A 13,824-nucleotide genomic window follows, 5' to 3' on the forward strand; every position below is an offset into this window, starting at 1 on the left:
TCCAGAGCACCTGGATTGCCGATATTGACAGCGCAAATGCCGCGCCAAATCTGCCAAAAATTGACCCGACTTACGTATAACTGACAGCCTAACGGCCTGCGGCTAATGCAGCCGGCAATCTACGGCCACCATTTTGCAATTTACAATTGTCAATTTAACTTTTTCAATCGCCGCCGCAGGCAAGCCAACATGGAGCCCTCGCCGAGCGCAGCGTTCCGCCGGCAAGCAATCGGCGACGTGATTCTGTGCATGTAACCGGGCCTAACGGCCGTCGGCTCATGTGGGCATCTACTTTAGATGCTGAAGGATGAAGTTCGTCATCATGGTTCGCAGGTGATAGCGGGTTCCTTCGCCTTCGCTGACCGAGTGGGTGCGTCCGGGATAGGCCATCATTTGGAATTGTTTGTTCTCGGCGATCAAACGATTGATCAGCCGTGCTGATGATGCGTAGTGCACGTTGTCGTCGGCGGTTCCATGGATCAGAAGCAGCGGATCCGACAAACCGCTGGCGTGCGTGATCGGTGAACCCGCCACGAACGCGTCACGGTTTTCGGTGACCAATCCCATGTAGCGTTCTTGATAGATCGTGTCGTAGTCCAGTTGATCGGGAACCGGTGCGACCGCGATTCCCATCGAATACAGCTCGGGGAATTGGAACAACCCGTTGAGCGTGGAGGAGCCGCCTCCGCTCCATCCCCACAGTCCAACTCGCTCGGGATCGAGAGCTTGGAATTGTTTCAGCATCGCTTGGGTCGCATGAGCTTGGTCCGAGATCGAAATGCGACCGATCTTCTTGTAAATCGATTGCCGAAACGATTTCCCGCGAGGCGCGTTGGCACCGCGGTTGTCGACGCTCGCGACAGCAATTCCATGTTGTGTGAGCAGTCGATGCCAGAGGTAGGTGGTTCCGCCGTATTTGTCCAAGACCGTCTGGCCGGCTGGTTCGCCGTAAACATGAACAAGCAAAGGTATGCTCTTCGAGGCCAGGCTCTCGATCGTTCCGTCCTTTCCGACCGGCATCATGATCCACACATCGAGCTCCACATCCGCGGAGGCGGGATCGTCGGTGAATTCGCCGATTGGCAATCGCACAAACTCTGTGTGAACCGGAGCGAGCTTCTCGAGAGATTCCTCCAGTTCCTCATTGTTCGAGAACGTTTTCAACTGCTTGTAAGGGTCAAGCTGAACCAATCTTTTCACGGGAGCGGAATTGAAGTCAGACCAGGATTCGATGGCGTACTGAGCAGTGGGGCTGATCGAATAGGTGTATGTGCCGCCGTTCTCGGGAGACAGGAGTTGCGGCGTCGTCTTCGGTTGGCCCGCCAGTCCTTGTTCGAGCGACACTCGGTACAGGGCTCGTTGCGAGGGGTGTTCGGGCGACGCGATGAAGTCGATGTGAGTGCCCTCTTTCGCGACGGCGGCGATTGAGATCACGTCCCAGGAACCGCCGGTCACAGGCGTGATTCTGGATGGCAGATTGGATTCCGCTTCCAATGAATCAGGGGAAGGAATTTCGATCGCTTCGATGTGTTGCCAACCCGATCGTTCGGATAGCCACAGCAGACGAGGCGATGGATTGCTCTCGTCATCGCTGGCGAGAACGGAGCCGGGAAGCCAGTGCAGTTCACGCTGATGACGCACCCACGCATCACTGATCTCGGTGTGAATGTTGATGCAGTGCCCCGTTTCAACATCGCACAAGAGCACGTGGTTTTGGTTTTGTTTCCGATTGAGTTGCTGAATCAACAAACGCTGGTTCGCGTGAGCAAACTCACTGGGCAACCAATCGACCGCGGCGATGTAGTTTTCGCGAGGGTCACCGGGCAGGTCCAACCACACCGTTTGCTTGGTTTTTCGATCCCAGACGCCGACCCTGGCGGATGAGTTGGTTTGGCCAACCTTTGGATAAGCGAATTCGATGGTTTGCGCATATCGCTCGGACGTGTTGTCGATCATCGTTTGGATCGGAACATCGTTGCTGTCCAGTTCCCAGAAAGCCAGTTTCTGACTGTTGGGGCTGAACCGGAGCCCGTTTTGCAAACCGAGTTCTTCTTCGTAGACCCAATCGAACGTTCCGCTGATGAGTTTGGGATCGTCTGAGCCAGCAACCATTTGAAGGTCACCGGTTTCGCAGTCCTCCAGGTACAAATCGTTGTCGCGAACGAAGGCAATCGATTGTCCATCGGGAGCGAAGGTCGCAAACATGGTTTTCGCGTCGGGAGCGTCTTCTCCACCCACCTTTCGCCATTTCGTGTCTGGTGAATCGGTGCTCACGTCTTTCAGCCAATAGTCGCCACGCGTGTGTTTTCGCCAGACTCGTCGAGTGTTGTTGAAGACGAGCAGGGTTTGGTCGTCGGACGAAAGCGTCCACTCACGGATGCCGATTGGCTTGCGAGTGTCTTTGTCCGAATCGGTGTCCTGTGAGTCATCGCTCTGTGTCTCATCGCCTCGTGTTACGGCGTCTGGCGAATCCAGGTCGCCTTCCTCCGCTGGCAACAAGAACTTTTCGCGAGGCACGATGGTTGTCGATTCCATCTCCGGGATCGAAACCTGGTCCAGCGTCGGGCCATCTTTGCCAGTCTTTCGTTCCCACAGAACGTCTTCGGTGTCATCCCATTGCAGCGTTCGCGACTTTGACCGGAAGTCGGATGTCTTGAAAAGCCGACGCAAAGACAGTTTCGCCAGATCCTTTTTGGGCGGCGACGGAGGGGCCACGGTTGATTCCGGCGATTCAGCCAGGACAGGCGAAGTCGTCGGTGGTAGGAAACCAAGGAAGGCAGCGGTTAGAGCCAAGGTGGCCAAAGCGAAACGTCGACGGGCGAGCATGCAGCACCATTGTTAGCAGGAACGAAGGTGTGCAGTTTGGCTTGCCGAGCGAGCCGTTTCCACCATGTCGCGAAGAAACCGTGGCAGCGGGAGAAACCAGGCCGGCAATCTCGCCTGAAGGCAGCGAGGGCGTGGTGGGTTTTGCCGTGCGGGGTGGTCGCCTCGCTTTTTGGCAAAGCATCGACGTGGAGCCATGTGGGACATGGCCTACGGGGAGCCGGGTTCGATTAGGATTTGAGCGAGATGGGCCATTGCAAATTAAACAATTCAAATTGGCACTTGGCGGTGACGTGCTTGGCACCACCTGTGGCTCTGTGGTCCTGAGCCACTTTTACGCTTCCCGATCACTTCCGCTTTGGTTTGTAGATCTCGGTCGCGGTTCCGAAGTGGACTTCGCCGGCGTTCATCAACGTTTCGCTGAGCGTTGGGTGTGGGTGAACGGATTCGGTGATGTCGGTCACTTCGCAGCCCATTTCGATTGCCAGCACAGCTTCGGCGATCAGCTCACCGGCACCGGTTCCGACAATGCCGCAGCCGAGCACGCGATGCGTTTCTGGATCGACCAGCCACTTGGTCAAACCGTTCGTCACGCCGATCGCTTGAGCACGACCGCTGGCGGCCCAAGGGTAGACCTCGACGTCGACCTTGCGGCCGGCGGCTTTGGCTTCACCTTCGGTCAGACCCGCCCAAGCGATTTCAGGATCGGTGAACACGACGGCCGGGATGGCGGCTTTGTCGAAGGCGACGTTCTTGCCGGCCAAAACTTCTGCGGCAACTCTGCCTTCGTGAGTGGCTTTGTGAGCCAGCATTGGGTCGCCGGCGACGTCGCCGATGGCCAAGATGTTCGGGTCGGCGGTTCGTTGTTGTTCGTCACAAACGATGAAGCCGCGTTCGTTGACTTCGACTTGGGTGTTTTCCAGTCCCAGGCCACGGGTGACGGGACGACGGCCGATGCTAATCAGGACTCGGTCGTAGGATTCGGTGCCGAACTTGTTTGGGCCCTCGAAGCTGACCACGACTTTGTCGCCGTCTTCGGCCAGCGAACCGACTTTGGTGTTCAAGAAGATGCGACCGTCGCACATCTTGTCGACTTTTTTCGCGAGCGGTTTGACGAGGTCACGGTCGGCACCGGGCAGCAAACCTTCGCCGAGTTCGACCACGCTGACCTTGGAACCCAAGTGAGCATAGACGGTTCCCATTTCCAAGCCGATGTAGCCGCCACCGACGACGAGCAAGGTTTCGGGAATGTCTTTGAGTGCCAACGCACCGGTGCTGTCCATGACTCGGTCGCTGCCGATGTCAAACGCGGGTGGCATGGCGGGAACACTGCCGGTTGCGACGATGCACTTGTCGAACGTCAGCTTGCCGCCTTCTGGGATCGACTCGTGATCGCCTTCGAGCTTGAGTTCGTTGGAGCTGACAAACGAACCGCGAGCTTGGATGACGGTGACGTTGCGGCGTTTTGCCAGGCCGCCGAGTCCGCCGGTCAGGTTGTCGATCACCTTGTCTTTGCGAGCCCGGACGACGTCGACGTCAATCTTGGGTGCGCCGGAGTATTCGATGCCCCACTCTGATTTCAGTTCTTCCACTTCACTGATGACCTTGGCCACGTGAAGCAACGCTTTGCTGGGAATGCAACCACGGATCAGGCAGGTGCCACCGAGGCGAGGTTCCGCTTCGACGATGGTGACTTCCATCCCTTCGTCAGCTGCCAAAAAAGCCGCCGCGTATCCACCGGGGCCACCACCGAGAACGACAACCGGAGCGTGCATGATTGAAACCAGAGTAAAAAAAGGGCGATTCGGGAAAGGAAACGGCCGCGTGAAAACCACGCGGCCGATGAGTTGCAATCCGTTGTTGACCCGCCTTAGCGAGACAAGAATTCGACGACGCTGTTAGCGTCGACGGGCAGGCTGATGTCAACCGCACCTGGCAGCGACAAGACGGTCGCTCGCAGCGTTTCGCTGTCGAACGAGACCCAGTCCAGTCCGTCTGGTGGCGAGTTGGCGATCACGCCACGGTACAAGTTCTTCAAGTTTTCGCGGCCGCGAACTTCAATCAAATCGCCGGCGCGAAGCATGTAGCCGGGCTTGGTGACTTTCACGCCGTTGACGCGGAAGTGACCGTGGGTGATGCCCTGGCGAGCTTGGGGGCGAGTCTTTGTGAAGCCAACGCGGCGGACAACGTTGTCCAAACGACGTTCGCACATCAGCAACAACAATTCCCCGGTGTTGCCCGATTTACGGCCAACGTTTTCAAAGTAACGACGGAGTTGGCGTTCGCCCAATCCGTAGTAGTGTTTGATCTTTTGCTTCTCCATCAAAGCCGCACCGTAGTTACTCGGGCGACGACCGCGAGTGTGCATCCCTGGTGGTTGCGGACGACGGTCCATCGCACGAGATGCGCCGGCTGTTTCGTAAAGCATCGTGCCGAGGCGGCGATTGATGCGGGCTTTTGGTCCTGTGTAACGTGCCATCGTGACTTTCACGGTTGTGCTAAACGTCGCAGCTGATCGACTCTGAACCGATGGTCACCGAAGGCCGGATGCAAACGGAAATTCCGTGTGTGCTCCAATTCAGTGACCCGTTTCGCGAGCGAATCCTCGTTCAAGAACGAGGCTGCAAAAACGACGTGCAGCGGGGAATTGCGGCGTGTTCCTTCGTGTCGTCCGCCATTGGACACACGTGTTCACGCCAGAATTTTGAAAACGGGGCCGCAAGTGTCGTCGTTGGGCCCCGTTTTGACAAGAGGAATGAAAGTCAATCGATCACAGAATCGACCGGATTTCAGCTCGCCGCGTGGGTTTCGGCTGAAAATCCTTCCCGCGACTTGCGACTCATCAGCCCATTGGCTTGCTCGTCGTCGACAAATCGCTCGGCTTTCGGGTCCCATTTCAATTCACGGCCCAACATCAACGCAATGTTACACAGGTGACACGAGGTCATTGTGCGGTGGTGCGACCACACGTCTGAGATCGGCTGACCGCCGTCTTCAATGCAGGCAAAAAAGTTTGCCATGTGGCTCATTGCTTCTTTTCCTTTGCGAAGCTCAGCGATTTTCGCGTCGAGCTTGGCGTTGTCCTCATCGGTCAGTTGGTCGACGGGAGCACCAGTCAGCTTGCCGCGGTTGACGAAGATCCGGCCTTTGTCGCCTTCGAACAGGATCCCGTTGGGGAAATCGATGTTCTCGTCTTCGCGTTTGTAGTGGTCGGTGACGACCATTTTCGAGCCGCTGTCAAACGTCAGCTCGATGTTGAACTTCATCGCCGTGTTGTAGCCATTGGGCAGGGAAGCTTCGCCGTTGAAGAACGAGTTCCAATTGAAATCCGCGGGAACGGTTTTGGGGAATTCGCCGGTGCCTTTGATCGTGGTCGGGCCGTTTTCACCGGGAGCCAACGCCCACTGAGCGATGTCGATGTGGTGGGCACCCCAGTCCGTCATTTTGCCGCCGGAATACTCGAAGTACCAACGGAAGAACTTGCGGCGTTCTTCGCAGTAATCGGCCTCGGACGCCGGCCCAACCCACATGTTCCAGTCCAAATCGTCGGGAGCTTCCTCGGTTTCAAATGGTCCGTCGCCAGGAGCACCGCCGATCGCGATGTAAGCGTTGACGTTGTCACCGACGTAACCCGACTGGACCATCGCGATGGCTTTTTGGAACAAGTCACCTGAGCTGCGTTGTTGGGTCCCGACTTGGAACACGCGGCCGGTTTCTTCGACGACTTTGCGGATCTGTTTTCCTTCGTCGATCGTCAGCGTCAATGGTTTTTCGCAGTACACATCCGCGCCGCTTTGCAAACAAGCGATCGCGATCGGCACGTGCCAGTGGTCGGGGGTCCCGATCGTGACAACGTCCGGCTTTTCCTTTTCCAGCATCTCGCGGTAGTCGCGGTACTTGTTCAGTTTGCCGTCGAAGTCTTGATTGAACTCTTCGGTGTGCAGGTCATCGACGTCGCAAACCGCCACCATCGTCGCAAACTTGGCGGCCCCGCGAGCGATCGAGCCGCCACGGTTGTAGCGTCCGCGGCTGCCACCGACGCCGATCGCTGCCAAGCGAAGTTTCTTGGTCTCTTCCGCCGCGATCAGCTTGGAAGAAGCGGTCATGGTCGAACCAGCGACAGCGCCCGCCAGGGCACTGGTTTTCAAGAATCCACGGCGTGAAGGTTGCATCGAAGGGGCTCCGGGAAATGGTTGGTTGGGGCGGCGGCTAGAGAAGGGCAGCGGCGACGCTTTGGTCGCCAAGTCGCCCTAGCCGGGATTTGCAGGGGCAGATGATAGCCCAAGCGGGCGACAGACGGAAATCGTCTACAGACTTGGCGATTGTGCGATTCGGCCGGGGTGATTGCAAATTGCAAAGTGAACATTGCAGTGAAGAGCCCAATCTGTAGGGCAGGTCTCATCTGGCGACCGCGTTGAACGCCCGGGGGGAGGGTGGCGTTGCGAGCGGTCCACGGGCCTCGCGAGCCCATCGTTGATCGGCCGTTGACCAACGCCAGTTGCGACCTGACCTACAGAATTGGCGTGGATCACTCCGTTGATCCAGCGTTGGAAAGATCTCATCGGACCGGGGAGGAAACGGTCCGGCTCGATCAGTCCAGTTCGACCATTTCGACGGGCATGATCACGTCGTCCGCATCGAGCAATTGAAAGTTGCTGCAACGTGAAAGGTGGAATTGGCGAGGTTGTTCGCGGCACAAGCAGAGGCCGAGGAATCGGTCGGAAGCTGCGAATCGGATGGGGCTGACGGTTCGGCGAGTTCGCTTGCCCTTGGAGTCGACGTAATCCAATTGCACGACAAATCGGTCACTGTCCGCCATCGCGGTCCGAAGCACCCGGGCGGGGCTCCATTTCGCGTTGGCACGTTTGCAAACTTGATCGTGCGAGCGAGCGAACGTTTCACCGGATGGAGCGAACGCGGTGGTGGCTTGTTCGCTGGCGTTGAATGCGGCGGGTGAAAGCGTTGCGACTGACATGGAAAACGGTCCGAAAGAACGAGGCGGCGGTGAATCAAACTTCGATGTTGATATGATCGCCACCGCCGTGACACGTTTGGTCACGACAGGCAGAGGGCTCCGCTTTTCGCGTCTTCCGTTTCGCTCAGATCAGCGTTTTCGCTGCTTCACGTATTCAACCGCGGCTTTTTCCAGGTCCGGGTCCAGCAGTCCGACTTGTTTGCCTTCTTGGATCGCGTTTTCCAGTGTTTGGCGGCCGTTCAGGACTCGGTAGGCGATCCATATCGCGCCGACTCGGTTGGCGGACGCGCAGTGCAGCAGTGCTTGATTGTCTGGATCGGCTGCCTGGAGCAATTGGCAAACCGCGTGAATTTTCTCGTCGGTCAGTTGCTGGTGGCCGCCAAAACGGACCGCGTGAAATTCCAGCCCCGCGTTTTTCACCAACGCCTCGTCGTCGAAGTCCAATTCGCGTTCGCTCCGCAGCGTGATCACTCGCTTGACGCCCGCCTTTTTCGCGGCCGCCAACGCTTCCGCGGTTGGTTGTCCGGCCAACCAGATCGGTCCGGCTCGGTGAACGTTGCGGGTGCCAGGCAGTTCCGCTTTCTCCAGCTTGTGATTCGCGTCGCGCTTGCCAGCGTTCTTCCATCCGCCCTGCGGAACAATCTTTTTCGCGTCGTCTGGGATCTCGACCGAATCATTCGGCGGCGTGGTCGGAGTCAGGCGTTTGACGAAGAAGTTGCGGTAGCGGATCTCCATCGGAGGGCCCACGTGAACTTGCACGCCGATGTGACCGGACAGTGATCGGCCGTTGGGATCCAAGTCAAAATGCTCGGCGGTTTTTTGGCCATCGATCCAGTGTTGATGATGGTTGCCGACGACACGGACTTTGTAGCGATGCCAGGTTTCAGGGGCGAACTTGGGTGGCTCCGTCGATTCCACCACCCAGCCTTGCCCATCGGCATCGGTGACGACTTTTTCGGCGGAGTGGCACAAGATGCGACGCCCGCGTTCTTCGTACAGCATGCCGTTGTATTTCGGAGTCGCCGCGACCACATCGCATTGGTAGCCGACCATGACGTTTGGCCCCAGGTCCTCGCGGACCTCGCTGCGATACTGGATGCCGCTGTTTCCGCGAGCACTGACCCACACGTCGACTTCCAGTTCAAAGTCTTCGACCGGGGCGACTTTCGATGTGATGAAGCGATTGACCTTCACCGAGCCGTCCGTTGTTCCGGTCAAGACTCCGTCTTTGAGCGTCCAATCATCCAATCCGCCTTCCCATGAATCCGCCAGCGATCCTTCGAGCAAGGATTCCGATCCGGCAGGGACTTCGCGAGGTGTCCCGACGGCGGGCTCGTTCGCGAACGCCGGTGAGAGTTGTGATGCTGTGAGCAGAAAGGTAGCCAGCAGGGCGAGCGCCATTGGCCGCGGCTTCGGTGATGGGGAACCGGAGGGCTCGCCCCCAGCCGCTAAAATCGTTGGCAGAATCCGGCTGATTGGTAGCGGAAGGGCGCGAGCCCTCCGGTATGTCTGCCGGCTTCGATCGAATGGAGTCTGGGGCGAGAGATTCATGCGGGGGAACTCGTCGAATGGTGGGGAGATCGGGGTGGGAGGGCTGCAACGCCAATGATAGCCGGTGATTCCGCCGATTGACCCCTTTCGCATCGACCACCGAGCGCGATAATGCGGGATTCGCCTGGCGGTCCGTGCGGGTGGTCCCTTATTCCGGGACCCTCCTTGGACCGTATTTCTGAATCACCCTTCATCACAACGGAATTGATCCTCATGGCAGGAACCGAACGTCGTCGCGAAATTGCTCGTCTGCGTGCTCGCCGCAAGAAAACCATCAACCTGCTGCAACGCGTCAAAGCTGGCACGATGGAAAAGACCGAAGCCGCTCGCAAGCTTCGCCGCTTGACTCCCGGTGCTGACGTCATCATCAAACGTGAAGGCCTCGCCTGATCAAAGTTTGACCCGCGGTTTGAACGTTGCGACCGGGCACACTCTGTGAACGGGCAAAAATTGCGACCGGCAAAATTTGCGAACCGGGCGCGACCCAGCCGCGTAGCAAGCGCTCTTGAACCATTTCTTCCACGTTAGAAGACGGGTACGACACTGATGGCAACAGCCACAACGGCGGACACGACGACCTCCCCCGAATCCACAGCGGGCGGTCGAAAACCCATGATCGAAGCGGTGGGGCTGAGTAAGTTTTATGGCCCCTTCGCGGCCGCACGCGAAGTCACCTTCAACGTCGGCGAAGGTGAACTGGTGGCCTTTTTGGGACCCAACGGTGCCGGAAAAAGCACGACGATGAAGATGCTGACCGGCTACATCGCACCCAGCGAAGGTTTCGCTCGGATCGCCGGTCACAACATGATGGACGATCGCATCGCGGGCAGTCGCCGCCTGGGATACTTGCCTGAAAACGGGCCACTGTATCCCGAAATGACGCCCAAGGGCATGCTGGAATTCTTCGCCGATGCCCGCGGATTGTCACCTCGTATCAAACGCGATCGGATCGACGCGGTGGTCGACATTTGTGACCTCTCTTCGGTCATGTACAAACCGATCAGCAAGCTGTCCAAAGGTTTCAAGCAACGGGTCGGCATGAGCCAGGCTCTGCTGCACGAACCCGATGTTTTGATCATGGACGAACCCACCGCTGGTTTGGACCCCAATCAAATTCGCGGCGTCCGCAAAACGATGCGACGTCTCAGCGAAACCAAAACGATCTTGCTCAGCACGCACATTCTGCAAGAAGTCGAGGCGATGGCCGATCGCGTCGTGATGATCAACGAAGGTCGCATGGTCTACGACGGTTCGGTCGAAGGCTTGCGAACCACCGGCAAAGGTGACTTGGACGAAGCGTTCCATCACTTGACCGGACAATCCGAATCCGAGCCCGACGAGAAGGCGTGAGCCTCGGTTTCGAGTTTGAACTCCAGTTCGGTTTGAATATCAGTTCGGCCCCAAGTCCGACGGGAACGCCGAACAATGACACACCCTGATGATGATCTCCCGCGATCAGATCGGCGGTGAAATCGTGACGGGCCTGCTCCCATCATGATTTTCGCCCAAGACGTTTCTTCGCGTCTTTGATTTGATCGCTCCTGAACCCAGCACTCCAACCTCTGTTCTCCAGTACCACCATGGCGCTCAACAACGTCTCGATGGCCTTGATCAGCTTGCTCACGAAAGACGCTGTCTTTCTGTTGATCTTGCTGATGGTCGTGTCCGCATTGGCCCGCACCAAGCAAGCCGCCTTTGCGGTGATGAAGCGAAACTTCATTGGCTACTTCAGCAACCCGACCGGATACGTCTTCCTCTGTATCTTCGTGTTCCTGACTTCGGTTGCCGCGTTCTGGCCTTATGAGTTCTTCAACTCAAACTTGGCCACGCTGGATCAACTGAACTACTGGTTCCCAGTGATCATGCTGGTCTTCATCCCTGCCATCACGATGAGCATTTGGGCGGAGGAAAAACGCCAAGGCACCGATGAGTTGTTGTTGACGTTGCCCGCCGACGATTTCGACATCGTGATCGGGAAGTACATGTCCGCCGCGGCGATTTTCACCGCCTCGTTGCTCTTCAGCCAACTCAGCACTTTCACCACGCTTGCCATCCTCACCGAAGGCAGCCTCGACACGGGACTGATCTTCACGACTTACTTGGGGTACTGGTTCGTCGGTTTGGCGATGATCGCGATCGGCATGATCGCCTCGTTCTTGACCGGCAACTTGACTGTCGGCTTCATCCTCGGTGCGTTGTTCAACGCCCCGCTCGCGTTTGCTTCGCTAGCTGATTCGGTCAGCCCCAGCCAACGCGTGGCCGAATGGGTTCGTGACAGTGGAATCGCTCGTCCGTTCGACGACTTCGGCCGTGGGGTCATTAGTTCGTCGTCGATCATCTACTTCATCCTGGTCGCCTCGGTCGCCTTGTATATCTGCATGGTTTTGATCGGACGTCGTCACTGGACCGGTGGCAAAGACGGCAACTCGATGGCCTGGCATTATGTCGCCCGCGCATTGGCGCTCGTGTTGTTTACCGTTGGTGCCGTCATGTTGTTCCGCAGCAAAGACGTTGTGCGAGCCGACATGACGGAAGGTAAAGTCAGTTCGCTTGCCGACGCAACCAAAACACTGATTCGCGAACTCGACGACGATCGACCGATCGTGATCGACGCGTTCATCAGCAAGGAAGTCCCGGAGCTGTATGCCAAGACTCGTTATGAGCTGGTCAACTTGCTGAAGGAATTCCGGAGTGAAGCGGCGAAAAACGGTCGCACGATCAAAGTCAACTTGTACGACGGGATTGACCTGTTCAGCGAAGACGCAGCCTTGGCCGCGGATCGTTTCGGCATCGAGCCGGTCACGCGAATGTTCCGCGAAAAAGGGGCTTACACACAGAAACAACTGATTCTGGGTGCCGCTTTCCGTTCGGGTCTCGAAAAAGTCACGGTGCCAATTTTCGAATACGGCATCCCGGTCGAATACGAACTCGTTCGCAGCATCAACACCGTCGCTCGCGGAAGGCGAAAACGGTTGGGCATCGTTGCCACCGACGCTCGATTGATGGGCGGCACAGTCATGAACGGCATGTCGATGCAGCCTGTTGAAAAGCACCCTTTGATCGATGAACTTGCTAAGCAATACGACGTCGAAGAAGTCGACCTGTCGGGGCCGATCACTCCAGGTGTTTATGACGCCTTGGTCGCTGTTCAGCCTTCGTCGTTGGCACCTCAACAGTTCGATCGTTTGACCGCCGCGGTTCAAGCTGGCGTGCCGACAGCGATCTTCGAAGATCCTCGTCCGATCGGCGCTCAGTACGTCACCGCAACCGGCGATGCCAAGCAGGCACCTGGCGGCATGTTCGGCGGTGGTGGTGCATCGCCCAAGGGTGACATTCGTCAACTTTGGGATGTTTTGGAGCTGAACGTCCCTGGGCAACCTGGGATGCAAGGAATGTTCAGCCCCGAGTTGGTTTGGCAGCAACACAATCCATACCCCAACCTTGAAACCGCCAACGAACTTTGGTTGTTCATCGACGAGCAAGCCCGCGGGGTTCAGCCCGGCGAAGCACTCAGCGACGAAAGCGCAATCACCAGCGGTTTGCGTCAGGTTCTGGCGATTCTCGGTGGTGCGGTCTACGCAAAGAAAGACGCGACGCTGAAGCACACTGCGTTGCTTTCGACCGGACCTTTGTCAGGCACATTGCCGTCTCAAGTGATCGGGCAAGTCATGACGGGGCAGAGTTCATTGGCCCAAGAAATTCAGGGCGTCAATCCAAGCGTGCCAATCGCGATGGCGATTGAAGCGGACAAGTCTGCCGAAGGCAGTGAGGAAGAAACCGCGGGCGTCAAAGCGGTTTACATCGCTGATATGGACATCATCTTGCCGGAGTTCTTGCTCATCCGAGCGGATCCCGACCAAATCTCCGACATGCGGTTCCAGTTCCAGAACGTGACGTTCGCACTGAACGTGATCGATTGGTTGACTGGAGACTCGAGCTTCATCGATGTTCGAAATCACGAGCCGATCTATGCCAGCTTGCGAATGATCGATTCGGTCAAGGAAGAAGCGGCCAGCTTGGTTCGTAAACGAAGTCGAGAATTCCAAACGCAATACGACGAAACGATGCGTGAGGCGGAAGAAAAGAGAGACCAAGAAGTTCAGGCTTTGCGTGAGGAAATCGAAGAGCTGCAGAAGGGGAGCGAGAACGGATCGGTTCCTCCGAACGTTCTGCGTGAAAAGATCACGGCTTTCCAAATCAAGCAGTCCAACCAACAACGGATTGTGGACGTTCAACAAGCCAAGCTGCAGAACGAACGCGAGCAAAAGATCCAAGACGTTCGTCGCGAAGCGGAACAAGAAGTCACCGCGATCCAAAATCAAGTCAAAACGGCCGCGGTGGTTCTGCCCTGCATCCCGCCGTTGATTGTCGGCGTCATGGTGTTTGCTTCACGTCGACTGCGTGAACGCGAAAACATCAGCAAGAGCCGCCTGAAATAACCCTCCATCAATCAAACAATTTCGTAGAGACTGCAA

9 protein-coding genes are annotated in these 13,824 nt (G+C 57.2%); 3 read left to right on the forward strand and 6 right to left on the reverse strand.

The features are described from left to right. Positions 1-288: 288 nt before the first annotated feature. The 6 genes from CEE69_RS02730 to CEE69_RS02765 all read right to left on the reverse strand — a co-directional run bounded on the left by CEE69_RS02730 (position 289) and on the right by CEE69_RS02765 (position 9,199). Positions 289-2,826, reverse strand: a complete 2,538-nt coding sequence (locus CEE69_RS02730) for a S9 family peptidase (RefSeq protein WP_099259240.1) — start codon at positions 2,824-2,826, stop codon at positions 289-291. 344 nt (positions 2,827-3,170) lie between these two features. Continuing rightward, positions 3,171-4,598 carry a dihydrolipoyl dehydrogenase gene (gene lpdA, locus CEE69_RS02735; RefSeq protein WP_099259241.1) on the reverse strand — a complete coding sequence of 476 codons (1,428 nt, stop codon included), beginning with the start codon at positions 4,596-4,598 and terminating at the stop codon, positions 3,171-3,173. Between the two features lie 95 nt (positions 4,599-4,693). Continuing rightward, on the reverse strand, positions 4,694-5,302 hold the full coding sequence (gene rpsD / locus CEE69_RS02740; protein WP_233214552.1) for a 30S ribosomal protein S4: 609 nt from the start codon (positions 5,300-5,302) through the stop codon (positions 4,694-4,696). Positions 5,303-5,612: 310 nt separating this feature from the next. Beyond that, the gene (locus CEE69_RS02750) at positions 5,613-6,995 is read right to left on the reverse strand and encodes a Gfo/Idh/MocA family oxidoreductase (RefSeq protein WP_099259244.1); all 1,383 of its coding nucleotides are present in this window, start codon (positions 6,993-6,995) and stop codon (positions 5,613-5,615) included. Positions 6,996-7,414: 419 nt separating this feature from the next. After that, a complete protein-coding gene (locus CEE69_RS02760; protein ID WP_233214553.1) occupies positions 7,415-7,798 on the reverse strand; it encodes a WYL domain-containing protein in 384 nt (127 codons plus the stop codon). Between the two features lie 129 nt (positions 7,799-7,927). Further along, positions 7,928-9,199 carry a family 16 glycoside hydrolase gene (locus CEE69_RS02765; protein WP_233214554.1) on the reverse strand — a complete coding sequence of 424 codons (1,272 nt, stop codon included), beginning with the start codon at positions 9,197-9,199 and terminating at the stop codon, positions 7,928-7,930. Between the two features lie 363 nt (positions 9,200-9,562). Here CEE69_RS02765 and CEE69_RS32730 point away from each other — a divergent pair, with 363 nt between their 5' ends. From CEE69_RS32730 to CEE69_RS02775, 3 genes are all read left to right on the forward strand, one after another. Continuing rightward, entirely contained in the window at positions 9,563-9,739 is a 177-nt protein-coding gene (locus tag CEE69_RS32730; protein ID WP_199169779.1) for a DUF6800 family protein, read from the forward strand. Between the two features lie 156 nt (positions 9,740-9,895). Further along, positions 9,896-10,699 (forward strand): ABC transporter ATP-binding protein, encoded by an 804-nt coding sequence (locus CEE69_RS02770; RefSeq protein ID WP_099259247.1) that lies wholly within the window; start codon positions 9,896-9,898, stop codon positions 10,697-10,699. Between the two features lie 230 nt (positions 10,700-10,929). After that, a complete protein-coding gene (locus CEE69_RS02775) occupies positions 10,930-13,788 on the forward strand; it encodes a Gldg family protein (RefSeq protein WP_099259248.1) in 2,859 nt (952 codons plus the stop codon). The last annotated feature ends 36 nt before the right edge of the window (positions 13,789-13,824 follow it).

The sequence above is a fragment of the Rhodopirellula bahusiensis genome (genome assembly GCF_002727185.1).
In the GTDB taxonomy this organism is placed as follows: domain Bacteria; phylum Planctomycetota; class Planctomycetia; order Pirellulales; family Pirellulaceae; genus Rhodopirellula; species Rhodopirellula bahusiensis.